The organism is Marinobacter manganoxydans MnI7-9 (genome assembly GCF_000235625.1).
Lineage (GTDB): Bacteria > Pseudomonadota > Gammaproteobacteria > Pseudomonadales > Oleiphilaceae > Marinobacter > Marinobacter manganoxydans.
The window spans coordinates 1-23,843 of record NZ_AGTR01000065.1 but is presented as its reverse complement, the minus strand read 5'-3'; the positions used below and the strand labels follow the sequence as shown (position 1 = coordinate 23,843).

The window sequence follows — 23,843 nt, the reverse complement described above, 5'->3', positions numbered from 1 at the left end:
GAATGTACATCAATTAAAGCAGAACCTTACAAAAAGTGCACGAATGAAGGCTAAACCTCCAAAACTACCAAGCTGGCCTCAGCCATGACCAGTCGGGCTCAATAAACCGGTAAGCAGCTGGACAACCTCCTCGGAAACCTGATTCAGTGGGCGCGCCGCGTTGATAATATGATATCTATCCGGGGCCTCATTGGCACGGTCGAGGTAGGTATTTCTGATTCGCTGAAAAAACTCCAGATCTTCCTGCTCAAACCGGTCCAGTTCACCCCGACGCCTTGCTCTGGCCATTCCGGTTTCCACTGGCGCATCGAACAATATCACGTGATCAGGACGGACGTTACCCTGAACCAGGTTTTCCAGCAATGCAATCCGCTCCTGCGACACACCGCGCCCACCTCCCTGATAGGCAAATGTGGCATCGGTGAACCGGTCGCACAGCACCCACTGACCAGCGTCGAGTGCCGGCAGGATTCTCGTATGTAAGTGCTGGGCGCGGGCTGCAAACATCAACAGCAGTTCCGTGGTTTCGTGAACCACCTCATCCCGGGTTGCCAGCAGCAGCTCGCGAATGTGCTCGGCCATGGGGGTGCCGCCAGGCTCACGGGTTACCAACACATCCACACCGAGGTTCTCGAGGGTACTGGCGGCATTCGCCAACTGAGTGGACTTGCCAACGCCTTCTGTACCTTCAAACGTAATGAATTGCCCTCTCATGCTCATTCTCCACCCTGCTTAACCGAGGAGCGGTAATCCTCACGTCGGTTAAGCTGAAACTCACGCACAGCCTTCTGGTGTTCCGCCAGTGTGCGTGAAAATTTGTGGGTACCATCGCCACGGGCAACGAAATAGAGCGCATCTCCATCATCCGGATGCAGGGTCGCGTGAATGGATTCACGGCCAGGCAGGGCGATGGGCGTTGGGGGCAGTCCATTGATTCTGTATGTGTTGTAGGGCGTGTAGGTGCGCAGATCCTTACGGCCGATACGGCCCTGATAACTATCGCCCATACCATAAATAACCGTGGGATCGGTTTGCAGGCGCATTCCCTTCTGGAGGCGGCGAACAAATACCCCTGCAACCTGGTCGCGCTCTTCCGGGGCGCCAGTTTCGCGCTCCACAATAGAGGCCATGATCAGAGCTTCATAGGGGTTTTCATAGGGCAACCCATCTTCCCGTGCTGCCCACTCCTCAGCCAGCACTGATTCCATACGGCTGAAGGCACGCCTCAGAAGATCCAGATCGGACTCGGTGCTGGTAAAGGCGTAGGTATCCGGGAAAAACCGCCCCTCAGGATGCTCCCCTTCCGCACCGACAGCCGCCATGATCTTTTCACTGGACCACTCGCCTGTGAGCTTTTGCAATCGCTCGGCGTTTGCCAGTGCTGCCCTCATATCCTGAAAAGTCCATCCCTCGATAAATTGCACATACCAGTGCTTGGTATCGCCGGAGACCATGATGCCAATCATGTCGACGGGACTCATGCCATCAAGGAATTCATACTCGCCAGCCTTGATCCGGGTCTGCCCAGGGTCAAGGCGACCATATAGCCTGAGCCACAGCCGGTCCGAGACCAATCCTTCATCTTCAAGGCGACCCGCCACTTCCGTGAAAGACGCACCCTGGGGAACCTGAAAAAGCAGCGGCTCTTCGAACTCGACTGGCTTTTCAAGGCCTTTCAAGCCTTGCCACACCCACAGACCGGTTCCCGCTGAGATCAGGACAGCAGCACAAACACACGCAAGCAATAACTTCTTGAACAAACGATTTATTCCAGTGTTTCGAGAGGATTGAAGATTGTCGCAAGTCCACCATCGACAGGCAAATCATGACCGGCAATAGTGCGAACCGGAACAAACCCAAGAACGCTATTCAGAAGAAATAGCCCATGGCAATCCGGACCGAGGACATCGTCTACAGCAACCGGACGCTCCGACACCCTTTCCCCCTGTTGCCTCAGCCGTTCAAGCACCCATTGCCTGAGAACGCCGGCAACCGCAAGGCTGGATGCCGGCGGTGTCACCCAGCCATCGCTTTGCCGGAGCAGAAGATTGGTGCGGGTACCCTCCACCAGATTGCCGCCGTGATCAGCCATGATGACCTCGAAAAGGGATGGCCCCAGTTCAGCGGCGGCCAATACCTGCTCGATCCGGTTCAGAGACTTGATACCTGCCAAGACAGGATTAACAGACAGGGGGACTTTCGAGAAGTCAACGGCCTCTCCGGCAATATCCGGCATCGGAGGCAACGGTGAAGCCGACACCAGCAGGTTTGGCTCCATCCCGGGAGCAGGCCGGTAACCCCGCCCACCGCTGCCCCTGGTCAGGGTCAGTTTGAGAATCCAGCCTTCCCCCCTGAATCGACCGGCAAAGCGCTGCGCCGCCTGGACACAAACGTTCGCCAGATCCCTTCGCGAAACCTCGATGCCCAACCGACCGGCATCACGAACCATGCGCTCAAGGTGTCGCGAAAGCAGGACTCCTTTCTGCTCAACCATGCGGATCGTTTCAAACAGCCCGTCGCCGTAGGCCAAACCGCGGTCATTGGCGGGCAAGCCACCGTCGTCAGCCCAGAAAAGACGAAACACGGCGGGGGTCAGCCTTCGTAGCGACGGAAAATCAGGGTGCCGTTGGTACCACCGAACCCGAAGGAGTTGGATAGGGCTACCCGCACATCCGCCTTACGGCTCGTGTGTGCCACAAGGTCCAGATCGCAACCCTCATCCGGATTGTCCAGATTGATGGTGGGCGGCAGGACCCCATCCCGAATGGCCAGAACCGAGAAGATCGCTTCCACAGCACCAGCAGCTCCAAGCAGGTGACCTGTCATGGACTTGGTGCTGCTCATGGCCAGCTTTTCGGCATGCGCGCCGAACACCCGACGAACTGCAGCCACTTCGGCCACGTCACCAACCTGGGTGGAGGTTCCATGGGCGTTGATGTAGTCGATTTCTTCCAGATCAAGGCCAGCATCACGAACTGCGTTCGCCATGGATCGGGCGGCGCCCTCGCCATCTTCGGGCGGCGCTGTAATGTGGTGGGCGTCGTCGCTCATACCAAAACCGACAACTTCACCGTATATGGTGGCGCCCCGCTCCTTTGCGTGTTCAAGCTCTTCAAGCACAACGACACCGGCGCCATCGCTGAGCACAAAGCCGTCCCGGTCTTTATCCCAGGGGCGGCTGGCCTTTTCCGGTTCATCGTTACGGGTAGACAGAGCCCGCGCAGCCGAAAACGCAGCCATACCGGTACGCGTCGTCGCCATTTCCGAGCCACCTGCCAGCATGACATCGGCGTCGCCATAGGCAATCGTGCGGGCCGCGTAACCAATGTTGTGGGTGCCGGTAGTGCAGGCTGTCACGATCGCAATGTTGGGGCCACGGTATCCGAAACGGATCGCGGCATTGCCGGAGATCATGTTGATGACAGAAGCAGGCACGAAAAACGGGGAAACCTTTCGGGGCCCCGACTTGTCCATGGTCAGGACGCTCTTCTCTATGTACTCAAGGCCGCCAATCCCGGAGCCGATTGCAATACCTACTCGCTCCCGATCAAGCTTCTCAAACGACTCCAGCCCACTGCTGTCAACTGCCTGCTGCGCAGCAATCAGGCCATAATGGATAAAGGCATCAAGCTTTCTGGCATCCTTCGGGGACAGGTAGGACTCCATGTCCAGATCCCGAATGGCCCCACCAATTCTGGTGTTATAGGCAGACGCGTCAAAGCGGTCGATCATACCGATCCCGCTGCGCCCGGCCTGAATCGCTTCCCAGGACGACTCCACGCTATTGCCGACTGGCGACAGCATGCCCATACCTGTGATGACAACTCGCCGTTTAGTCATAACCTGTTGCACCTGATCTTGTCCGAATGAATCTGAACGCCGATTGAACCTGATTTTCGGCCAATAAAAAAGCCGTCCCTCGCTATTTCACAAGGACGGCTTTTTGCCTGGCTTTCTTAAATGCAGAGTATCAGGTGTGCGCGACGATGTAGTCGATCGCGTCCTGAACACTTGTCAGCTTCTCGGCTTCCTCGTCAGGAATCTCGGTTTCAAACTCCTCTTCAAGTGCCATAACCAGCTCAACGGTGTCCAGTGAGTCAGCGCCAAGATCCTCTACAAAAGAAGATGAGTTCTGAACTTCGGACTCTTTAACGCCCAACTGTTCACAAACGATCTTCTTCACGCGCTCTTCAACTGTACTCATAATGTCCTCACTTTGTGTGTCAACCAAGCAACTCTAGTGCTGCCAGTTTAGTTTAAACCCTACCTGCAAACAAGCAGGGATTCTGATAAACATGTTGTGCGACAAGGGGTTGCGCACAGACCCCGAAAGGGGCTTATCCCATGTACATTCCGCCGTTCACGTTGATGGTTTCACCCGTCACGTATCCGGCTGCATCTGATGCCAGGAAGGCAACCACGGCTGCCACTTCTTCCGGCTCACCCAGACGACCCGCGGGTATGATTTCCAGCATAGCCCCACGCTGCTTGTCGTCCAGTTTTTTTGTCATATCCGTGTCAATAAATCCGGGAGCCACGCAATTTGCAGTGATACCGCGGTTCGACATTTCCTTGGCCAGGCTTCGGGTAAACCCTTCAACCCCGGCCTTGGCGGCGCAGTAATTGCCCTGCCCCGCATTGCCCATACCGGCAACCACGGAGCTGATATTGATAATCCGGCCCCATTTGGCCTTGGCCATGCCACGAAGCACGGCCTTGCTGGTCCGATAGACGCTGGACAGATTGGTTTCCAGAACCGAGGCCCAGTCATCATCTTTCAACCGCATCAGGAGGTTATCACGGGTAATGCCGGCATTGTTGACCAGAATCAGGGGAGCCCCCGATTTCTCCGTCAGCTCCTTCAAACCGGCTTCAATGCTGGCAGGGTCTGCAACGTTCATGACCATGCCGTAACCCTTGTAACCGGCCGACTGGAGATCGTTGGTGATGGATTCTGCACCGGCTTCACTGGTTGCTGTTCCGACAACTTCGGCACCCTGCGCGGCCAGCGCACGGGCAATGGCCTGACCAATACCGCGGGTAGCACCGGTGACCAGTGCGGTTTTACCTTCCAGAGACATGAATAACTCCCTTTCGTTTCAGGACTGACCGAAAGCGTCCAGCGCCTTCGCCAGCGAATCCGGGTCTTCGATACTGTGAACGGCCAAAGCCCGGTCGATACGTTTGGCCAGCCCTGCCAACACTTTTCCAGTGCCGCACTCGACTGCAACTTCGACATCATTGGAAACGAGGGCACGCACAGAGTCCGTCCAGAGCACCGGAGAATAAAGCTGCTTGAGAAGGTTGGCCTTCAGTGTAGCGGATTCGGTCTCGGCGGCAGCGTTAACATTTTGTATAACCGGGATGACAGCATCATTAAAGCGAACATCCTCCAACGCTTTCGCCAGCTCCTCCGCGGCGCCTTTCATAAGTGCGCAATGCGATGGCACGCTTACAGGCAATGGCATGGCCTTCTTCGCGCCTTTTTCCTTGCAGGCTTCAATAGCCCGTTCAACTGCGGCTGCCGAGCCAGCAATAACCACCTGACCAGGGGCATTGAAGTTTACCGCAGATACCACATCGCCCTGTGCCGCATCCTGACAGGCTGCCACAACGGCATCATCCTCAAGACCAAGGATGGCTGCCATCTTCCCTTCTCCAGCCGGCACAGCGTCCTGCATGAGCTCACCACGCAGGCGAACCAGCTTGACCGCTTCAACAAAATCGAGGCTCTCTGCCGCCACCAGGGCGCTGTACTCTCCCAGACTGTGACCGGCGAGAAAATCGGGAGAAGAACCGCCGGCAACAAACCACTGCCGCCAGAGGGCAATACTGGCCGTCAGGAGCGCAGGCTGCGTCACCATGGTTTTATTCAATTCCTCCGCCGGCCCCTTCTGGCAGAGATCCCAGAGGTCATAGCCGAGAACATTGGAGGCTTCGGAAAAGGTTCTGTCGATGATGGGCCAGGCTTCAGCGGCAGCCGAAAGCATGCCCACCGATTGCGACCCTTGTCCTGGAAAAATAAAGGCTGATTTCATAAGCGGGATCTTATCGTCATTGGGTGGTTACGTGAGATTAGCCAATAGTACAAGTTAGGCCAATTATCCGCGAATGCGTGGCCAAACCGGGACAGACTTTAGTCTCAGGCACTCAAAGCATGAGATCGTCGAGACGCTCGTTGATACGGCGGGGTACTTCCAGCTCAACTTCCCGAACGGCCTGTCGAATGGCCGACAACATGGCCCGCTCATTGGCGTTGCCATGACTTTTGATCACCACGCCCTGGAGACCGAGCAAACTGGCACCGTTGTGTCGGGAAGGATCCATCAATTGCAGAAGCCGACCGATAATCGGACGGGCCAGCAGGCCGACCAGTCGGCCGTAGAGATTTCGTGTGAAGGCCTGTTCCATCAGCTCTATGAGGAGACCGGCAACACCCTCGCCGGTTTTCAGGGCTATATTGCCGACAAAGCCATCACAGACGACCACATCTGCGACGTCCCGGAACAGATCGCTACCTTCCACATAACCGATGTAGTTGATGGTATCGCACTGGGCCAGCATATGAGACGCCAGCCGGACCTGTTCATTGCCCTTTATCTCTTCCTCACCGACGTTCAGAAGAGCGACCCTTGGTTCCGCCTGGCTGCAGATCGCAGAGGCCATCAGGGACCCCATCAGGGCATACTGATAGAGATTTTCGGCGGTTGAGTCGACATTGGCGCCGAGATCAAGGACGTGACAGCGCCCCCTGAGCGAGGGAATCAGTTTGGCAATAGCCGGGCGCTCGATACCCGGATACATGCGGATAATGGTGCGCCCAAATGCCATCAATGCACCGGTGTTACCGGCACTGACACAGCCCTGGGCCTCGCCATCGCGAACAAGACTCAGGGCGATGGCCATGGAAGAGTTTTTCTTGTGGCGGAGAGCGTGGGAGGGGCGCTCGTTCATCCGAACAACGTCTGCCGCCTCGACAATGCGAATTCGGGCGTGCCCCTCACGCAACAAAGCCTCGAGCTCGCTCCGGATTCCCACCAGAACGATGCTCAAGGCTTCGTTTTCACGCACCGCCCGCAGCGATGCGGCAACCACGACGGCAGCCCCGCGGTCGCCACTCATTGCATCAATCGTGATGGTGACCGGCTTCACCGTTCTGCCATCCGATTCGGGACGGTGCATAGCGGCAACGAGATTACTCGTCGCGTGCTTCGATTACCTGCTTGCCGCGGTAGAAGCCGTCCGGAGACACGTGGTGACGACGATGAACTTCACCAGTAGTCGCATCGGTGCTCAGAGCAGCGGCGCTCAGGGCGTCGTGTGAACGGCGCATGCCACGCTTGGAACGGGTCTTACGGTTTTGCTGTACAGCCATGATTATGCTCCTGACCTGTTAACGTAAACTTGAATTGCTGAATAAGTAACGTCTGTTCGTTAAATGTGCGCCGGTCTCCCGAGGGACGACCCACGCCCGGTTAATGCTTTGTCTTCTTGAGATCCGCCAGGACACTGAACGGATTCTCACCCGACTTTCTCACCGGCTCTGCCCCGGAGCTGTCAGGCTCGTAGGCTTCCAGATCTTCCCGGGCAGGACACTGGTCCCGTTCGTGAAGCGGAAAAGGTGGCAAAACCAGCAACAGCTCGTCTTCCACCATCGACCAGAGGTCCGCCGTAAAATCATCGGTCAAAAACGGCTCGAGTTCTTTCGGCAGCTGTTGCGCCTGCTCGTCACTGGTAACAAGACCCAGCTTGAACTCGGAGACCAGAGTCACGCTCATGGCGCCCATGCACCGCTGACACTCCAGATCAACCGGGGCCGCCAGCTCGCCCGAAACAACTCGACGACGCTCACCATCCATAAAAAAAGACAGTTTGACCCGGCACGCAGCGCCTTCCGAAAACCCGAGAACGGATTCCCGAAAACGGCCAAGCCCGCTGATGGGAATCACTCCCTCCAGTGTGCTGTTATGTTCCGCTAACCGGTAAGGATCAACAGATTTGGGCAACTCGGCGTTGGACGCGTTTGACATAGGCGCGCAATTTTAGGGGCGCAGCCGGCCGCTGTCAAAGACTTCGTTGCTTTTTCACGGGGGTTCCAGTGCAGATAGGTGTAATTTACGATAATCGCACAGCAGATGCACCGGCCAGGTACTTAAAGGACTCGATCAATGCCCCCAAAACCGCTTTTACTGGCGTCTTCATCACCGTACCGGAGAGAGCTCCTGGAGCGGCTTGGCTTGCCGTTCACCTGCGCAAGCCCGGATATCGACGAATCACCCCATGAAGGCGAGACCGGCGAGGCCCTGGCGACACGTCTGGCCGAGAGCAAGGCCCGCGAATTGGCGGACCGGTTCCCCGGCCACTGGATCATCGGCTCGGACCAGGTCGCCTGCCTGCCCGACGGCTCGGTACTGAGCAAGCCCGGCAACCACGAAATGGCGACAGAGCAGTTACGCCAGAGCAGTGGTCACAGGGTACTGTTTCTTACAGGCCTGGCGCTGCTCGACTCCGATTCCGGCAAAATCGACAGCCTTTGCGAGCCGTTTAACGTCAGGTTCCGGGAACTGGCTGATGAGGAGATAGAGGCCTACCTATTGCGGGAGAAACCTTACGACTGCGCCGGCAGCTTCAAGATGGAAGGCCTCGGCATTACTCTGTTCGAGGCCCTTGAGGGCCGGGACCCGAACAGCCTGGTGGGCCTCCCCCTTATTGCCCTGAACGCTCTGCTGAGGCAATGGGGCCGGAATCCCCTGCTGGAAAACCGGCCTGCCTCATAAGGCATTACCGAAGCTCGAGCCGGGACTCGACCAGTTGACTGGCGAAACCCTCGCCAAAGGCGACACCAAGCTGATCAACAATATCCTGGAACGGTGATTTGCGACGGCTGTAGTCCACCAGTTCCTCCTGACCTATGATCTGCCGAGCAACGTGTGATGCGCTGCCGAGCCCATCAGCCAGGCCAAGCTCAACGGCCTGCTCGCCACTCCAGACCAGCCCGCTGAACAGGCGCTCATCATCCGCCAGGCGATCACCACGCCCTTGCTTGACCGCTTCGATAAACTGTTGGTGGGTGTTTTCCAGGACACTCTGCCAGAAAGTGACTTCCTCTTCCTGCTCCGGCGAAAACGGATCAAGGAACGCCTTGTTCTCACCGGCCGTGTAGAGACGGCGATCCACGCCGATCTTCTCCATAACCTCGGTAAAGCCGAACCCGCCAGCCACCACCCCAATCGAGCCGACAAGGCTGGCCCGGTTGGCATAGATCTCATCCGCGGCCGCCGCAATGTAATAGGCTCCGGAAGCGCCGATGTCCGAGATCACGGCGTAGACCTTTTTCTCGGGATATTCCTCCCGCAGGCGCTTGATCTCATCGTAGACATACCCGGACTGCACCGGGCTGCCACCCGGGCTGTTGATGCGCAGAATCACAGCTACCGAGTTTGGCTCTTCGAAGGCTGTTCGCAGAGAACCTACAATATTGTCTGCACTGGCCAGTTCGTCGGCAGCGATCGGACCGTTTATTTCTACCAGAGCCGTGTGCTTGCCGGTTACACCCTCCAGTGAATCGCCCAGGGGAAACTTGATCAAAAACAGCAAGGCAATCAGATAACCAAACGTCAGGAACTTGAAAAAGATACCCCAGCGCCGGCTCTTGCGCTGCTCAGACTGCAGTGACATGACGAGTTTTTCGATGAGCTTCCAGTCACGTCCGGACTCGGGCGGAAGCTTCGGCGACTTTCGCCCGAAAAACGGCTTACTTTCTTTTTCAGGCTCCACCGGTTGGTCACCCCAATCGGCAGACTTGTCAGATTCCCAGTCACTCATGTGCGCATCCTGTCAGCAACGTCAATGAATTCGGTCTGTTTACAGCCCCAGCACCCGCCGGAGGTCTGGCACGGATTCAACAATGGCATGGGGCGAATAATCACCCAACACATCCCGCTTGTGCACACCCCATTCAACGCCGATGGAGGGCATGCCGATACGCCGGGCCATATCAAGATCGTATCGGGTATCGCCAATCATCACCGCCTCTTCGGGCTCAATGCGATAGAAACGAAGAATCTCCTCAAGCATGGCCGGGTCGGGCTTGGAGCGCGTCTCATCGGCACAACGGGTGATCTCGAAGTGGTCGCCAAGACCGCTGGAAGCCAGCGCAAAGTCCAGGCCGCGCCGACTCTTGCCGGTTGCCACAGAACAACTGCGACCGGATCCTCGCAGATCTGCGACCACATCGGCCATACCGTCAAACACGTTTTGCGGCGTTGTCACCTTGCTGAAGAAATAGCGCCCGTACCCGTCGCGAATCCTGTTCATTTCTTCCCGACTGATACCGGGATAAAGCTTCTCCAACGCCTCGACCATGCCAAGCCCGATAATATCCCGGTACGCCTCACGCTCCAGGGCCGGAAAGCCCAGCTCGGTTGCCGCCTGATGCAGGCTGTCAGCAATATGCTCAACCGAGTCCACCAGGGTCCCGTCCCAGTCAAAAATTACTACTCTGACGTTCATTGATCGTTTCCTTTAAGACGCCCGGAAAGTTTCCTGAGCACGTCATTGAATGCATCGTCGTAAGGCGCCTCAAGGCGCATAGCCTCACCCGAGACCGGCAAGGTAAACTCCAGGGCCCGCGCATGCAGCATCAGCCGTTGCCCGCCAATGGACCGGAACGCCTTGAGGCTGACATCATCCATATACTTGTCGTCACCCGCAATCGGATGACCGGCCCAGGCGCTGTGCACGCGGATCTGGTGCGTACGACCGGTAATTGGCGACGCCTCGACAAGGCTGTAGCCCGCGTAATGCTCGAGGCAGCGGAATGTCGTCAGCGAGGCCTTGCCGGCAGCGTCAACCTTCACCCGACGCTCGCCATTGGGCATCTCGTAGCGCAGCAGAGGCACATCCACCCGGTCAACGCTGGCCGGCCAGTCGCCGGCGACCAGCGCATGGTAATGCTTGCGGATTCGTTTCTGGCGCAGCTCATCCTGCAGGTACCGAAGCGCCGACCGCTTCTTGGCCACCATGATCAGTCCGGACGTATCCCGATCCAGACGGTGAACGAGCTCCAGAAACTTTGCCGCCGGGCGTGCGGAACGAAGCACCTCGATCAACCCGAAACTCAGGCCGCTGCCGCCGTGTACGGCGATACCGGACGGTTTGTTGACCACCAGCATCTGCTCGTTCTCGAAAACAACCGCGGATTCCATCACGCCCTGCACCCGGGAGCCGGGCGCCACCTGATCAGGCTTTTCCTTTCGGGTGATCGGTGGGATACGCACCTGATCACCGGTTCTCACCCGGGAATCCGGCTTGACCCGCCCTTTATTGACCCGAACCTCGCCCTTGCGGATGACACGATAAATAATGCTCTTGGGCACACCGCGAAGCTGGGCAAGAAGGAAGTTGTCCACCCTCTGACCATCGTTGTCTTCGTCCACGGTAACCCACTGGACGCCCTGACGGACTTCTCCACGAACAGCCTGACTCTCACTGCCGGCCCTGCTGGTTTTTTTTGCCCTCTCGGGCCGCGGTTGGGCTGGCTTTCTGCTCGCAGACTTTCGAGACATGAAGTTCCTTGGCTACTGGAGTGACTGCAGGATTGAACGGCTGCATGAATACTGTTATATTCCGGCGTGCTTTGCCGTTTGTCTACGGCCTGACCAACTCAAGTCAGAAGCCGGAGCGGCAGAAGTATACCGACACTATTCGAGAGTTTGAACGCCGTGCACCCAATCACTACCGGGAACGGCGAGAGAAATGCTCCCGGAGGACCAGGACAGATCTTCGAAAGGCTGCATCCTGTACCCGGGAGAGAGAAAAACCGCGCGGAAAACCGCGGGCGACATCGCGAAGAATCACTGCCACCCAGGGCCGGGCCGTCCAGCATACGAATACGACGTGAGACCCAGGCACCTGAGTGAACCTGAAAACGGATAACATGCGTCAACAGACACGAACCTTACACGACCTCTCCCTGCCCACAGGCAGCCGGATCGTCGGCGTTGGTCTCAGACCGAAAGGATCAAACCCCAGAAGGGTCTGATTCGTCTGGCCGCCGGTCCGCCCTTGATGTAACAGGGCCCGCGGCACGCACATCCTGCTTCGCTGATGCGATCCCCTCCGGTTTTCTGTCAAATTAAACGACAGGAACTCTTTCTTTCCATGAAAAGAATGCTTATCAATGCAACTCATCCCGAAGAGTTGCGCGTCGCCCTGGTTGACGGCCAGCGTCTATTCGACCTTGATATCGAATCCAGCTCCCGCGAGCAGAAGAAAGCCAATATCTACAAGGGCCGCATTACCCGGGTCGAGCCCAGTCTCGAGGCCGCATTTGTGGATTTCGGCGCCGAGCGACACGGCTTTCTGCCGTTGAAGGAAATTTCCAAGGAATACTTCAAGAAGTCGCCCGGCCAGATCGAAGGCAAAATCAACATCAAGGACGTTGTTTCCGAAGGCCAGGAAGTCATCGTGCAGGTCGATAAGGAAGAGCGTGGCAATAAGGGCGCAGCCCTGACCACGTTTATCTCCCTGGCAGGTCGCTATCTGGTACTCATGCCCAACAACCCCCGTGCTGGCGGCATCTCCCGTCGCATTGAGGGCGATGAGCGGGCGCAGCTCAAAGAAGCGATGAACGATGTTCAGGTGCCGAAATCCATGGGCATCATCGTTCGTACCGCCGGCATCGGCCGTACCACTGAAGAACTCCAGTGGGATCTGGACTACCTGGTGCAATTCTGGGAGGCCATCACTCAGGCCGCCGGCGAGCGCAAGGCCCCCTTCCTGATTCACCAGGAAAGCAACGTTATCATCCGTGCGGTCCGTGACTACCTTCGCCAGGACATCGGCGAGGTTCTGATTGACGCTAATGGCGTCTATGAGGACGTCCTGAATTTCGTTCGTGCGGTCATGCCCACCTTCGAAAACAAGATCAAGCTGTACAAGGATGAAATCCCGCTGTTCAGCCGGTACCAGATCGAAGGCCAGATCGAGACCGCCTTCCAGCGGGAAGTGAAACTGCCCTCCGGCGGCTCCATCGTGATTGACCCGACCGAGGCCCTGGTTTCCATCGACATCAACTCTTCCCGCGCCACGAAAGGCCAGGATATCGAGGAAACCGCGCTCCAGACCAACCTGGAAGCGGCAGAGGAAATCGCCCGCCAGCTGCGCCTGCGTGACATGGGCGGTCTGATTGTCATCGACTTTATCGACATGACGCCTGCGAAGCATCAGCGGGAAGTTGAACAGAAGATTCGTGAGGCCCTGGAAATCGACCGGGCCCGGGTTCAGGTGGGCAAAATCTCCCGCTTCGGCCTGCTGGAAATGTCCCGTCAGCGCCTGCGCCCCTCCCTGGGAGAGACACGCAGCGAAGTGTGCCCCCGATGTGAAGGTCAGGGCACTATTCGTGGCATCGAGTCCCTCGCCCTGAGCATCATGCGCCTGATCTACGAGGAATCGTCAAAGGATAAGACCGGCGAAGTACGAGCCGTTGTGCCGGTTTCCGTCGCCACTTTCCTGCTCAACGAGAAGCGCAAGCAGCTGGCCGACATTGAAGCCCGCCAGGAAGTGAGCGTTGTCGTGGTGCCGGTTCCGCATATGGAGACACCGCATTTCGAAATCATCCGGATGCGTCAGGATGAAACAACGCCCGAGCACATTTCCAGCCATCAGGTGGCCCAGGAGTACAGCGAGCGTGAAGAAGAAATCTTCGAGGCGCCGACCCCTGAGAAGCCGGTACGCGAACAGGCTGCGGTAAAAGCAATCCGGCCGAGCGCACCCGCACCCGCGCCTGCCCCGGCCGCACCGAAGGCTGATGAAACCACTGAGCAGGAAGAAGGCCTCTTCCGCCGGCTGGGACGCAAGATCGCTGGCTTCTTTAGTGGCGAGGAAGAACAGAAAGTCGAGAATCGCGAGCAGAGCCAGAGCCAGCGCGAAGATCGTCGCAACCAGGGCCGTCAGGACCGTCGCAAATCCCGGGTGGCCCGCAGCGATGACCAGCGTGCAGGTGGCAACGAACGTCGCCAGGGGGGCCAGCAGGGCCGTGGTGACGACAACCGTGGCCGCGGCCGCAACCGCAACGACGACCAGAACCGTGGCAACCAGAATCGCCAGGCATCCGAAAACAAAGGCCAGGATAATCGCGGAGGCGACAACAAGAGCGCCGACAACAAAGGCTCTGAAAATCGTCGTGACAACCGTCGCGACAACCAGGGCCGCGGCCGCAACAGGCCCCAGCGCGACCCGAAGGATAATCGCGAGCAGAAGGACCAGAAGGATCAGGGCCAGCAGGATAATGCAGCCAAGTCCGGTCCAGCGGACAAGACCGGTTCAGAAGAGAAACGCAGAAAGCCACGTCGCCAGCGCAACCGCGACGGCTCTCCGTCTGAAGCACCGGCCTCTGCTCCGGCTGATCGAAAAGCCGCTCGTAGCGAGAAGCATCAGAAGGACACGCAGCCCGAAAACGGTCGTGACGATGCCAAGCCCGAGGTGAAAACCGAGCAGGTAAAGGAAACCGTCAACAAAGCGTCTGACAAGCCTGAAACAAGGGCCGAGACTGCGCCGGCGGCCAGCGAAACACCGAAACCGGAAGCTGCTCAGAAAGAGCCAGTGAAAGAGCAGAAGCCCGAGAAGGCATCCGCAGACAAAGCGCCGTCGGAGAGCAAGCCGGAAGCGAAACCGGCAGCGGAAACAAAACCCGTTGCAGAGAGCCCGGTTGAAAAGCAGGAAGCTGTTCAAGCGAAACCTGAAAAAGCCGAGCCCGCCAAGGCTGAACAAAGCTCCGAACCCCTTGAGAAGCCTGAGGAAAAGAGCGAAAACGTTACCGAGCAGGCGCAAGGCGCAGCCACAGACAAAGAGCCTGCCAAGAGCACCGCGGCCACTGATGAGCCAAAGCCGGTGACTGACCAGGCTACCGAGAAAAAAGAGGCAGCTCCGAGGTCAAAGCCGGAGTCCAGGGCCACGGCCGACGGTGAACAAGCGCCGCGGGCGAAGAAGCAGCCGGCGAAGCCCAAGGAAGCGCCAGCCGCCAAGGCAGAACCGGAGGAGGCACCACAACCCGAGAAGGCTGAAAAGCCAGCGGAGGAGAAGGTAGCACCAGAGCGTAAGGCTCCCGAGGCTCAACCGGAGCCAAAGCAGCCTGAAGCAGCGCAGGCCAGCCCCGAAAAGGCCGAGCCCAAGAAAGCCGAGCCCGAAAAAGTTGAGCCCAAAACCGCAGAGCCAGTGAAGGAAGAGACGCCTTCCGCTCCGGAGGCAACAGCCAAGGACACGCCTGCCGATGCCCCGGCAGTCGACGTTCCTGTAACACCGGGCCGCGCTTACAATGATCCAAGAGAAGTCCGCAAGCGCCAGAAGGCCGCGGAAGAGGCCAAAAAGGCCGGGAGTAACTAACTGATGCTATCGAACTCCGACATAGAAGCGCTGGAAGACATCCTCTTTGCCGAGCCCTGGGGCGATGAAGCCCTGGATTTCTTCGGTTTCCATGGGGTGGTCTGCGCCAGCGTCGTCGGCCCGGCTGAACTGAGCGCGGAAGAAATCTTCCGCCTCGCCACGGGCACCGATCAGGTGCCCGACACCGGGATTCCCGAGGTGTTCAGGCGCTGCTCGACCCAGCTGGCCAATGACATGGCCCACTCCCTGGACATGGGGCAGTCTCTGGAACTGCCGGAGCCGGAGGATGGCGACCCCATGAACGCGCTGGAAAACTGGTGCGCCGGGTTCGTGGACACCTTTCTGGAACACGAAGAAGAGTGGCTCGAAGCAGCCAGCGAAGAAGAAGCGGCGGACCTGATGGTGCCTATGCTGACACTCTCAGGACTGTTCGATGACGAGGACTTCCAGAAGGTTCGCAACAGTGAAAAGCTATCCCGGCAGATGGCCGACGCCATCCCGGACTCACTGACGGATCTGTACCTGCTGTTCCATGCGCCGGATTAAGGCGGCGCCGCACCCGGAACAGGTTGTCTGAACGAATGCCAGACCGGCTCAAGCCCGTCTGGCATTTTCATGATGCGGCCAAGCTCACACCAGGGAGCGCCGGGAAAGTGAAAATCACTGCCCTGGGATGCCAGCAATTTCTCTTTCCGACAAAGCTCTGCAAGAAACCCCAGATCACCACTGGATTGACCTGAAGTGGACACTTCAATTGCCTGCCCCCCTGCCCTTCGGAAATCCGCGGTCAGCTCCCTGAGTTTGGTTGCCGTAAGCTGGTATTTTCGGGGATGGGCAAGAACCGCAACGCCACCTGCCTCGGTGATCCAGCGCACGACTTCTGGAAGCTCCGGCCAGAAAGCTTTTACATCACCGGGCTTACCGTTACCCAGATATCGCTTGAATGCCTGGGCAGCATTACGAACAACGCCAGCCTCTGTCAGAACCTGTGCAAAATGTGGCCGTCCAGGCACGTCGCCACCGGCAGCCTCGGAGGCCTTATCGAGAAGGCCATCAACACCAAGCTTACCCAGGCGGTCCGCGATCATGCGGGCACGAGCCCAGCGATTCTCGTTCTGCTGCTCCAGCGCCTGCCTGAAACCGGCCTGCCCGGGATCAAAATCCAGACCGACGATGTGGATGGTCCGGCTTTTCCAGAGGCAGGAAAGCTCAACCCCGGGAATCAGGATGATACCCTGCGCCTGCGCAGCCGCCTCGGCTTCGGCAAGGCCAGCGATCGTGTCGTGGTCAGTAAGGGCCAGGTGGGTAACCCCCCGACCGGCAGCGCGCTCGACCAGTGCCGCCGGTGATAGCGCGCCATCGGAAGCCGTGCTGTGGCAATGCAGATCAATGCACAAATGCGGGTCTTGCGGTATAGTCACAAAATATCCTGAATCTTCAGATAACTGGCGGCTTGCCAGGGTTTAACAGTGTACCAGCCAACCCTTGCACGACACGACCGCTGATTGTCTGATCAACTATCCTGTCTTTGAAAACCTGTTCGGAGAGCTGAATGTACTACGCCATTATCAGTGAAGATGTCGAGAACAGCCTGCCGTTGCGCCAGTCTGCGCGTCCGGCTCACATCGACCGGCTTCAGGCCCTGAAAGCCGAGGGCCGATTACTTGTCGCTGGCCCTCATCCGGCGCTGGATACTCCAGAGCCCGGCGATGCCGGCTTTACCGGTAGTCTGGTAATCGCGGAATTTGACTCTCTGGAAGCGGCCCAGGCCTGGGCGGATGCCGACCCTTATGTGGAGGCAGGCGTTTATGACAAGGTTGTGGTAAAGCCTTTCAAAGCCGTCCTCCCGTGAGCGGGCCTTGGGGGCCCATGAGTTTATTGTAATGATGGCACGCTTGCACGGCGGGGCATCTGTGACAAAATTGCGCTTTTAATCAGACTCAGATTTCAACCGCAGAATTTCAGGGAACGTAACCAGTGACGCTTTTTCGTCTAGCAATCAGTGTGTTGTTCGCAGTGTCCTCCATTGCTGTTGCCCAGGCAAAGACTGTCTGGGTTGACGACCAGTTGTACCTGCCAGTGAGGTCAGGCGCAGGTTCCCAGTTCCGCATCATTGAAAACGCGGTTCCCAGTGGCACGCCGCTGGAAGTCATCGAGGCCTCCGATTCCGGATACACCCTCGTTCGCACTCCCAAGGGCACCGAGGGCTGGGTTTCCAGTCAATACCTGAGCGAGACACCCATTGCTGCAGATCGCCTGCGTACGGCCAACCGTCAGTTGGAAGAAACGCGCGCTGAACTCGCCCAGGTAAAAGAGCAGCTGTCTAACGTCGTCACTGAGCGCAACGCGCTGGAAAGCTCCGAAGCCTCGCTTTCTGACCGTTCACAGGAGCTCCAGGAAGAGCTTCAGCGGATCAAGAGTATCGCCGCCGATTCCATCAATCTGGAACGTCGAAACCGCGAGCTGCGGGAAGAGAACCAGAAGATTCGCAACGACCTTGAAGTGCTCACGGCTGAAAACGAACGTCTGGAAGCCAGCAAGGAATACGATTTCATGTTGCTGGGCGCGGGCCTCGTTCTCGGTGGCGTTTTGCTGGCACTGATCATTCCAATGCTCAAACCAACAAGAAAAACCGACAACTGGGCCTGATGCCATGAAGGATTATTCGGAGAAACGCGATTTCCACCGTATGCAGGTGAACTCGGAGATTGAGATCAGCGACAGCCAGGGCAACCGCTTCAAAGGGATCTGCCGTGATCTGAGCGCGACCGGCATGCAACTCTACGTTGAGCAGGCCGTGAACGTTGGCGAGGAACTTCACACGGTTCTTCACTCCAGCAGTGATCAGTTTCCGCCGCTGGAGACTGTCTGCGAAGTCATTCGCTGCGAACCGGAAGGAGACGGGTTCCTCCTTGGAACGAATATCAGCGAAGTCACTCGCTGAACGAAAAACGGCGGCCATTGGCCGCCGTTTTTGTCTCTGCCTCGAAAAGCCTCAAACCAGAGGCTTCTCAGAAACAATGATGCCGTTGTTGTCGGCGTAGACGTAGTGTCCGGGATGGAAGGTAACGCCGTGGAAGGTGACCGGCACATTCAGGTCGCCCAGGCCACGCTTTTCACTCTTTCTCGGATGGGTGCCAAGGGCCTGCACACCCAGGGCGGTGTTGCCAATCTCATCCACGTCGCGCACGCAACCATAGATGATCAGGCCCGCCCAGCCGTTGCTCGCAGCCTTCTCCGCGAGCATGTCGCCCAATAGCGCATGGCGCTTTGAAGCGCCACCATCCACGACCATCACGCGACCGTTCCCGGGCTGGCCAACCTGCTCTTTCACCACAGAGTTATCTTCAAAACACTTCACGGTCACAATCTCACCGCCAAATGCCTTGTTGCCACCGTAGTTATTGAAGCCGGGCTCTACAACCAGCACTTCCGGAAATTCGTCACACAGGTCCGGGGTAATTATCGTCGTCACGTTGTCGCTCTCCTTATCCTGGAAATAAACTCAGTCGATTTTTTCGTCGGCCAGGAAGAACCAGGTGTCCAGTACCGAATCGGGGTTCAGTGACACCGTATCAATGCCCTGATCCATCAGCCACTTGGCGAGATCCGGATGATCCGATGGCCCCTGCCCACAGATACCGATGTATTTGCCGGCCTTCTTGCACGCCTGAATGGCGTTGGAAAGCAGCGCCTTGACCGCATCGTTCCGCTCATCGAAGAGGTGCGCGATGATGCCCGAATCCCGGTCCAGACCCAGGGTCAGCTGAGTCAGATCGTTGGAGCCGATGGAGAAGCCGTCAAAGTGCTCCAGGAACTGATCCGCCAGCAGGGCATTGGCCGGCAACTCACACATCATGATGACCCGAAGACCGTTGTCACCACGCTTGAGCCCGTTCTCCGCCAGCAGGTTCACTACCTGTTCCGCTTCACCCACGGTACGCACGAACGGGACCATCACTTCCACATTGGTCAGCCCCATCTCGTTACGCACCTTTTTCAGGGCACGGCATTCCAGCTCGAAGCAGTCCCGGAAGGTATCGGAGATATAGCGCGATGCACCCCGGAAACCGAGCATCGGGTTTTCTTCATCCGGCTCGTACAGAGTGCCGCCGATCAGGTTGGCGTATTCGTTGGATTTGAAGTCCGACAACCGCACGATCACTTTCTTGGGCGCGAACGCCGCTGCCAGGGTAGAGATGCCCTCAACCAGCTTGTCGACATAGAAATCCACCGGCGAGCTGTAACCGGAGATGCGTTTCTCAACGGTCTGCTTGATATCCCGGGGCAGTCCATCAAAGTTCAGCAGTGCCTTGGGATGAACACCGATCATCCGGTTAATAATGAACTCAAGCCGTGCCAAACCAACACCTTCATTCGGCAACGCCTGGAAATCAAAAGCCCGGTCTGGGTTGCCGACGTTCATCATGATCTTGAACGGGATGTTCGGCATGGAGTCCACGGTATTTTCCCGCAGCTCGAAATCCAGGGAGCCCTCGTAGATCATGCCGGTATCGCCCTCGGCGCAGGAGACGGTCACTTCCTGTGCGTCGGTCAGCAACTCCGTGGCATCGCCGCATCCGACCACGGCCGGAATGCCCAGCTCGCGGGCAATAATGGCCGCGTGGCAGGTACGACCACCGCGGTCGGTAACAATGGCGGAAGCCCTTTTCATCACCGGCTCCCAATCCGGGTCGGTCATGTCGGTAACCAACACATCGCCGGCCTGCACCCGGTCCATTTCCTTGATGCTGGTGATGATCTTCACCGGGCCACTGCCGATCTTGTGGCCGATGCTCCGGCCTTCCACCAGCACCTTGCCGGTTTCTTTAAGCAGGTAGCGCTCCATCACATTGGCAGACGCACGGCTTTTCACCGTCTCAGGGCGCGCCTGAACGATGTAGATCTTGCCGTCGTCGCCGTCCTTCGCCCACTCGATGTCCATCGGTCGCTGGTAGTGCTTCTCGATAATCATCGCCTGACGTGCCAGGTCTTCCACCTCGGCGTCAGTGATGCAGAAGCGGTTGCGGTCTTCCTGCTCCACCTTCACTGTTTCAACGAATTCACCTTCACCGGGCTTGGTGTGGTAGACCATCTTGATGGCCTTGCTGCCCAGATTGCGACGCAGGACGGCCGGCCGACTGGCTTCGAGAGTAGGCTTGTGTACGTAGAATTCATCAGGGTTTACAGCACCCTGAACGACGGTCTCACCCAGACCGTAAGAGGCAGTTACAAATACCACGTCACGGAAGCCGGATTCTGTGTCGAGGGTGAACATAACGCCACTGGCCGCCGTCTCACTGCGCACCATTTTCTGGATACCAGCTGAGAGCGCGACCATCTTGTGGTCAAAGCCGTGGTGGACGCGGTAGGAAATAGCGCGGTCATTGAACAGCGACGCAAACACTTCCTTGACCGAGGTGCGCACCTGTTGCAGCCCCACCACGTTCAGGAAGGTTTCCTGCTGGCCTGCAAAGGAGGCATCCGGGAGATCTTCCGCCGTTGCAGAGGAACGTACCGCAACCGCCATGTGTTCGTTGCCATCCTGCAGGGTGGCGAACGATTCCTTCAAGGCGTTCTCCAGGACATCCGGAAATGGCGTTTCAATGATCCATTGACGGATCTGGGCACCAACCCGGGCCAGTTCGTTGACGTCGTTGATGTCCAGAGCATCGAGAGCGTTGTCGATACGCTCTTTCAGTCCGTCAGTAGCGAGGAATTCGCGATAGGCGTGCGCTGTTGTGGCAAAGCCACCTGGAACGGTAACACCTGCGTTGGCGAGATTACTGATCATTTCGCCGAGTGAGGCGTTCTTGCCGCCTACCCGATCGACATCGGACATTCCCAGGTGATCAAACCAGATAATGTAATCTTCCAAAGCATGTCTCCCTTGAGTCTGTGAAGCTAAGAGCAAAATCGGGCCAGCGGTATCAAGCGGTAAAAGCAGACAATATCCACTGCGGAGTCTCGAACTTGGCGTGTATGATACTGTAACCTGCGGAAATTACCTAGGCCACCGAGCCAGGAATCAAGAACCAAGGAACCGGACAATACAGCATGAAACGCACTGCTTTTTTCATTTCTGATGGCACCGGCCTGACAGCCGAGGCTCTCGGGCACAGCCTTCTGGCCCAGTTCGAAAAGATCGAGTTTGAACGGGTTACTGTTCCCTACATTGCGGACGAAGAAAAAGCCCGGGAAATGGTCAAACGGATCAACAAGGCGGCCGAGACAGACGGCGCACGGCCGCTGGTGTTCGACACCATTGTAAACAGCGATATCCGGGAAATCATCGCCACCGCCGAGGGTTTCATGGTGGACATCTTCGGTACGTTTCTCAGCCCCCTGGAACAGGAACTCCAGTCTTCCTCTTCCTATACCGTCGGTAAATCCCATGCCATCAACAATGAAGGCAGCTATGAACGCCGGATCAATGCCGTCAATTTCGCGCTGGATAATGACGATGGCGCACGCACCCGGCATTACGACGAAGCAGACCTGATCCTCGTTGGCGCCTCCCGAAGCGGGAAAACCCCCACCTGTCTCTATCTGGCGCTGCAGTATGGCGTGAAAGCGGCAAACTATCCGATTACCGAAGAAGACCTGGCAGACCAGCAGATCCCGAAAGCCCTGAAACCCTATAAAGAGAAAATTTTCGGGCTGACTATCGAGCCGGAGCGGCTGGCAACCATCCGCAACGAACGCAAGCCAAACTCTCGCTACTCATCCATCAAGCAGTGCATGCACGAGATCGAGGAAATCGAGTTGATGTATCGGCGTGAGCGGATTCCGTACCTGAATACCACCGCCTATTCGGTTGAGGAGATCTCCACCCGAATCATGGTGACAACCGGTCTGAAGCGCCAACGCTAGGGGTCTGCGCGGCAGAAGTATTTTGAGCAAGTGACCCCGCCGCGTCGAATCACAGTTCGGCCCGAGAACGTATCCACAATATCCAGCCGAATAGAGTCTCGATTCTCTCTATTCAGTCAGTCAAGACGGTTATCAGCGAATGCGTTATCGTAGTCCGATCACTCAGTACGCCCAAGGATCCCTCGGACCCTCTATTTCAGCCTCATCAGTGAACTCATCCGCCTGAGATTAAGCGACAGACAGACCAGATCCCATTCACCCTGCACGGCGTGAAGGCCCCGCAGACTGAACTGTCGGAAGCCCAGAACATGCTTGATCCAGCCGTTGACCGCCTCAACCAGATGCTTGCGCTGAGCGTAAACCGATCGCCCGGTTGCCGTGGCCAGCTTCCCGGCCATCCGGGCGCTGGCCGGATAACGGCTCGCGTCTATCTCTGAACTCTTCTTGCCCTCCCGGCGCAGCGAGACATAGCCGTCGATGCTTTTGTCTTCCAGGGTCTGTAGATCTTCTTCTTTACGGTAACCCGCGTCAGCCAGACACTGATCCGGATAGGTTTCCAGAGTGTCTTTTGCCTGATCCAGCAGTGGTATCAGACAGCCATTGTCACTGGGATTATTGCCCAGGTGGTTGGCGACAATCAGCTGGAATTCACCATCCACGGCCAACTGGCCGTTGTAGCATTGCTGGAACCCGTCCGCCATTTTCATAATCCGGCTTTGCGGATCGGTAAAATTGCTCTGATCCTTGTCATCCGGAACCCCATAATCCCGCTTGAAGTTCGGGCCCCCGCGAGGTGAGCGCCGATCATCGTCCGGGGACCGACCCCGGGCCTTGTCCCGCTCTTTCTGGTCTGCTTCCAATTTCTCTTTGGCGGCACGAATCTTGTCCAGCCGCGCCTGCCGGTACTGAAGCTCTTCAGGCAGTTCATCACCCCGGTTATCCGGGCCGAACTGTCGGTCTTCCGACTGGTCTGTCTGACGCGCCTGACGACAAAGTGCATCGATCTCTTTCGATAAACGATCGTCTTCCTCGCCCATGCGGCCATAGCTCATGGCCTTGTGCTTGCTGGCATTAGCCCGAACCTTGGTGCCATCAATCGCCAGTGTTCCCAGCGTGATCAGCTCCGCTTCCCGGGCAATCCGGACCACCTGAATAAACACGGCCTTGAAGGCAACCAAATGGTGTTTGCGGAAATCACAGATCGTGCGATGCCTGGGGAAGTTGCCTGCCGCCAGAACCCGGAAGGCCACGTCTTCTTCCAGCTTCCGGGCGATCTTGCGTGAAGAGAAAACGCCGGTGGCGTAGGCGTAGATCAGAACCTTCAGCATCATTCGTGGATCGAAGGGCGAGTTGCGTCGGCCGTTGCCTTCGTAGCGGGCATAAAACGCGCTTAAATCCAGCTCCTCGACGACATCACTGACAAAATAGGCCAGATGCCCCTCAGGCAGCCACTCGTTCAGGCTCGGGGGAAGAAGCAGTTCCTGGCCAGGCGAATACGGGCGGAAAGTGGTTCCCATCAGTCATCCTGTTGCTGAAGAATTTTGATCTATTGTGCCAGAATGTAGCTTCTGCCGCGCAGACTCCTA

At 57.5% G+C, this 23,843-nt stretch carries 24 protein-coding genes; 7 read left to right on the top strand and 17 right to left on the bottom strand.

Features of this window, described 5'->3' with window-relative positions; genetic code table 11:
- Positions 1-78 precede the first annotated feature (78 nt).
- The 10 genes from tmk to KYE_RS15000 form a co-directional block, all read right to left on the bottom strand.
- On the bottom strand, positions 79-720 hold the full coding sequence (tmk, locus tag KYE_RS15045; protein ID WP_039882076.1) for a dTMP kinase: 642 nt from the start codon (positions 718-720) through the stop codon (positions 79-81).
- Positions 717-1,760, bottom strand: a complete 1,044-nt coding sequence (mltG, locus tag KYE_RS15040) for an endolytic transglycosylase MltG (protein WP_008174981.1) — start codon at positions 1,758-1,760, stop codon at positions 717-719. Before mltG ends, tmk begins: the two co-directional genes overlap by 4 nt.
- Before the next feature lie 5 nt (positions 1,761-1,765).
- Entirely contained in the window at positions 1,766-2,584 is an 819-nt protein-coding gene (locus KYE_RS15035; RefSeq protein ID WP_008174980.1) for an aminotransferase class IV, read from the bottom strand.
- Positions 2,585-2,592: 8 nt separating this feature from the next.
- Positions 2,593-3,840: a beta-ketoacyl-ACP synthase II gene (gene fabF, locus KYE_RS15030; RefSeq protein ID WP_008174978.1), complete on the bottom strand. Its 1,248-nt coding sequence runs from the start codon at positions 3,838-3,840 to the stop codon at positions 2,593-2,595.
- Positions 3,841-3,970: 130 nt separating this feature from the next.
- The gene (acpP, locus tag KYE_RS15025) at positions 3,971-4,204 is read right to left on the bottom strand and encodes an acyl carrier protein (RefSeq protein ID WP_008174976.1); all 234 of its coding nucleotides are present in this window, start codon (positions 4,202-4,204) and stop codon (positions 3,971-3,973) included.
- A 133-nt stretch (positions 4,205-4,337) separates the two neighbouring features.
- On the bottom strand, positions 4,338-5,081 hold the full coding sequence (gene fabG / locus KYE_RS15020) for a 3-oxoacyl-ACP reductase FabG (protein WP_008174974.1): 744 nt from the start codon (positions 5,079-5,081) through the stop codon (positions 4,338-4,340).
- A gap of 18 nt (positions 5,082-5,099) precedes the next feature.
- Positions 5,100-6,038 (bottom strand): ACP S-malonyltransferase, encoded by a 939-nt coding sequence (gene fabD / locus KYE_RS15015; RefSeq protein WP_039882075.1) that lies wholly within the window; start codon positions 6,036-6,038, stop codon positions 5,100-5,102.
- Between the two features lie 112 nt (positions 6,039-6,150).
- The gene (plsX, locus tag KYE_RS15010) at positions 6,151-7,152 is read right to left on the bottom strand and encodes a phosphate acyltransferase PlsX (protein WP_014577545.1); all 1,002 of its coding nucleotides are present in this window, start codon (positions 7,150-7,152) and stop codon (positions 6,151-6,153) included.
- A 43-nt stretch (positions 7,153-7,195) separates the two neighbouring features.
- Complete coding sequence (gene rpmF, locus KYE_RS15005; protein WP_008174968.1) at positions 7,196-7,375, bottom strand: 50S ribosomal protein L32; 180 nt, start codon at positions 7,373-7,375, stop codon at positions 7,196-7,198.
- Between the two features lie 100 nt (positions 7,376-7,475).
- Positions 7,476-8,030, bottom strand: a complete 555-nt coding sequence (locus tag KYE_RS15000) for a YceD family protein (RefSeq protein WP_008174965.1) — start codon at positions 8,028-8,030, stop codon at positions 7,476-7,478.
- A 138-nt stretch (positions 8,031-8,168) separates the two neighbouring features.
- On the opposite strand from KYE_RS15000, the gene KYE_RS14995 reads away from it, so the two are divergent.
- Positions 8,169-8,777, top strand: coding sequence for a Maf family protein (locus tag KYE_RS14995; protein ID WP_008174963.1), 609 nt, complete (start codon positions 8,169-8,171; stop codon positions 8,775-8,777).
- Positions 8,778-8,781: 4 nt separating this feature from the next.
- Here KYE_RS14995 and KYE_RS14990 read toward each other — a convergent pair whose 3' ends face one another.
- From KYE_RS14990 to rluC, 3 genes are read right to left on the bottom strand one after another with little or no spacing between them, the layout of a single operon-like run.
- On the bottom strand, positions 8,782-9,825 hold the full coding sequence (locus tag KYE_RS14990; protein WP_008174961.1) for a S49 family peptidase: 1,044 nt from the start codon (positions 9,823-9,825) through the stop codon (positions 8,782-8,784).
- 39 nt (positions 9,826-9,864) lie between these two features.
- Positions 9,865-10,512, bottom strand: coding sequence for an HAD family hydrolase (locus KYE_RS14985; RefSeq protein WP_008174958.1), 648 nt, complete (start codon positions 10,510-10,512; stop codon positions 9,865-9,867).
- Positions 10,509-11,567, bottom strand: coding sequence for a 23S rRNA pseudouridine(955/2504/2580) synthase RluC (gene rluC / locus KYE_RS14980; RefSeq protein WP_008174956.1), 1,059 nt, complete (start codon positions 11,565-11,567; stop codon positions 10,509-10,511). The genes KYE_RS14985 and rluC overlap by 4 nt, the downstream gene beginning before the upstream one ends.
- A gap of 595 nt (positions 11,568-12,162) precedes the next feature.
- On the opposite strand from rluC, the gene rne reads away from it, so the two are divergent.
- Both rne and KYE_RS14970 read left to right on the top strand, forming a co-directional pair.
- Positions 12,163-15,384 carry a ribonuclease E gene (gene rne, locus KYE_RS14975; RefSeq protein ID WP_008174954.1) on the top strand — a complete coding sequence of 1,074 codons (3,222 nt, stop codon included), beginning with the start codon at positions 12,163-12,165 and terminating at the stop codon, positions 15,382-15,384.
- A 3-nt stretch (positions 15,385-15,387) separates the two neighbouring features.
- A complete protein-coding gene (locus tag KYE_RS14970) occupies positions 15,388-15,930 on the top strand; it encodes a YecA family protein (protein WP_008174953.1) in 543 nt (180 codons plus the stop codon).
- On the opposite strand, the gene KYE_RS14965 is transcribed toward KYE_RS14970, so the two are convergent.
- Complete coding sequence (locus KYE_RS14965) at positions 15,927-16,805, bottom strand: PHP domain-containing protein (protein ID WP_039882074.1); 879 nt, start codon at positions 16,803-16,805, stop codon at positions 15,927-15,929. The two genes, KYE_RS14970 and KYE_RS14965, sit on opposite strands and share 4 nt — an antisense overlap.
- Before the next feature lie 131 nt (positions 16,806-16,936).
- Here KYE_RS14965 and KYE_RS14960 point away from each other — a divergent pair, with 131 nt between their 5' ends.
- From KYE_RS14960 to KYE_RS14950, 3 genes are all read left to right on the top strand, one after another.
- Positions 16,937-17,236: a YciI family protein gene (locus KYE_RS14960; protein WP_008174948.1), complete on the top strand. Its 300-nt coding sequence runs from the start codon at positions 16,937-16,939 to the stop codon at positions 17,234-17,236.
- A 125-nt stretch (positions 17,237-17,361) separates the two neighbouring features.
- Positions 17,362-18,033, top strand: coding sequence for a TIGR04211 family SH3 domain-containing protein (locus KYE_RS14955; protein ID WP_039882073.1), 672 nt, complete (start codon positions 17,362-17,364; stop codon positions 18,031-18,033).
- Positions 18,034-18,037: 4 nt separating this feature from the next.
- On the top strand, positions 18,038-18,328 hold the full coding sequence (locus KYE_RS14950; protein ID WP_008174945.1) for a PilZ domain-containing protein: 291 nt from the start codon (positions 18,038-18,040) through the stop codon (positions 18,326-18,328).
- A gap of 51 nt (positions 18,329-18,379) precedes the next feature.
- On the opposite strand, the gene rraA is transcribed toward KYE_RS14950, so the two are convergent.
- Complete coding sequence (gene rraA / locus KYE_RS14945; protein WP_008174943.1) at positions 18,380-18,859, bottom strand: ribonuclease E activity regulator RraA; 480 nt, start codon at positions 18,857-18,859, stop codon at positions 18,380-18,382.
- Between the two features lie 30 nt (positions 18,860-18,889).
- A complete protein-coding gene (ppsA, locus tag KYE_RS14940; protein WP_410796000.1) occupies positions 18,890-21,226 on the bottom strand; it encodes a phosphoenolpyruvate synthase in 2,337 nt (778 codons plus the stop codon).
- A gap of 215 nt (positions 21,227-21,441) precedes the next feature.
- Between ppsA and KYE_RS14935 the strand changes: the two genes are divergently transcribed.
- A complete protein-coding gene (locus tag KYE_RS14935; RefSeq protein ID WP_008174940.1) occupies positions 21,442-22,257 on the top strand; it encodes a pyruvate, water dikinase regulatory protein in 816 nt (271 codons plus the stop codon).
- A gap of 191 nt (positions 22,258-22,448) precedes the next feature.
- Here the strand turns inward: KYE_RS14935 and KYE_RS14930 are convergent, their stop codons facing one another.
- Positions 22,449-23,774, bottom strand: coding sequence for an IS1182 family transposase (locus tag KYE_RS14930; RefSeq protein ID WP_008174938.1), 1,326 nt, complete (start codon positions 23,772-23,774; stop codon positions 22,449-22,451).
- Between the last annotated feature and the right edge of the window lie 69 nt (positions 23,775-23,843).

Excerpts from the sequence above, each read along its gene's own strand:
- tmk (WP_039882076.1), bottom strand. The coding sequence starts at position 720 with ATGAGCATGAGAGGGCAATTCATTACGTTTGAAGGTACAGAAGGCGTT.
- fabF (WP_008174978.1), bottom strand. The coding sequence starts at position 3,840 with ATGACTAAACGGCGAGTTGTCATCACAGGTATGGGCATGCTGTCGCCA.
- acpP (WP_008174976.1), bottom strand. The coding sequence starts at position 4,204 with ATGAGTACAGTTGAAGAGCGCGTGAAGAAGATCGTTTGTGAACAGTTG.
- fabG (WP_008174974.1), bottom strand. The coding sequence starts at position 5,081 with ATGTCTCTGGAAGGTAAAACCGCACTGGTCACCGGTGCTACCCGCGGT.
- fabD (WP_039882075.1), bottom strand. The coding sequence starts at position 6,038 with ATGAAATCAGCCTTTATTTTTCCAGGACAAGGGTCGCAATCGGTGGGC.
- rpmF (WP_008174968.1), bottom strand. The coding sequence starts at position 7,375 with ATGGCTGTACAGCAAAACCGTAAGACCCGTTCCAAGCGTGGCATGCGC.
- KYE_RS15000 (WP_008174965.1), bottom strand. The coding sequence starts at position 8,030 with ATGTCAAACGCGTCCAACGCCGAGTTGCCCAAATCTGTTGATCCTTAC.
- KYE_RS14995 (WP_008174963.1), top strand. The coding sequence starts at position 8,169 with ATGCCCCCAAAACCGCTTTTACTGGCGTCTTCATCACCGTACCGGAGA.
- KYE_RS14990 (WP_008174961.1), bottom strand. The coding sequence starts at position 9,825 with ATGAGTGACTGGGAATCTGACAAGTCTGCCGATTGGGGTGACCAACCG.
- KYE_RS14985 (WP_008174958.1), bottom strand. The coding sequence starts at position 10,512 with ATGAACGTCAGAGTAGTAATTTTTGACTGGGACGGGACCCTGGTGGAC.
- rluC (WP_008174956.1), bottom strand. The coding sequence starts at position 11,567 with ATGTCTCGAAAGTCTGCGAGCAGAAAGCCAGCCCAACCGCGGCCCGAG.
- rne (WP_008174954.1), top strand. The coding sequence starts at position 12,163 with ATGAAAAGAATGCTTATCAATGCAACTCATCCCGAAGAGTTGCGCGTC.
- KYE_RS14970 (WP_008174953.1), top strand. The coding sequence starts at position 15,388 with ATGCTATCGAACTCCGACATAGAAGCGCTGGAAGACATCCTCTTTGCC.
- KYE_RS14960 (WP_008174948.1), top strand. The coding sequence starts at position 16,937 with ATGTACTACGCCATTATCAGTGAAGATGTCGAGAACAGCCTGCCGTTG.
- KYE_RS14950 (WP_008174945.1), top strand. The coding sequence starts at position 18,038 with ATGAAGGATTATTCGGAGAAACGCGATTTCCACCGTATGCAGGTGAAC.
- ppsA (WP_410796000.1), bottom strand. The coding sequence starts at position 21,226 with ATGTCCGATGTCGATCGGGTAGGCGGCAAGAACGCCTCACTCGGCGAA.
- KYE_RS14935 (WP_008174940.1), top strand. The coding sequence starts at position 21,442 with ATGAAACGCACTGCTTTTTTCATTTCTGATGGCACCGGCCTGACAGCC.
- KYE_RS14930 (WP_008174938.1), bottom strand. The coding sequence starts at position 23,774 with ATGGGAACCACTTTCCGCCCGTATTCGCCTGGCCAGGAACTGCTTCTT.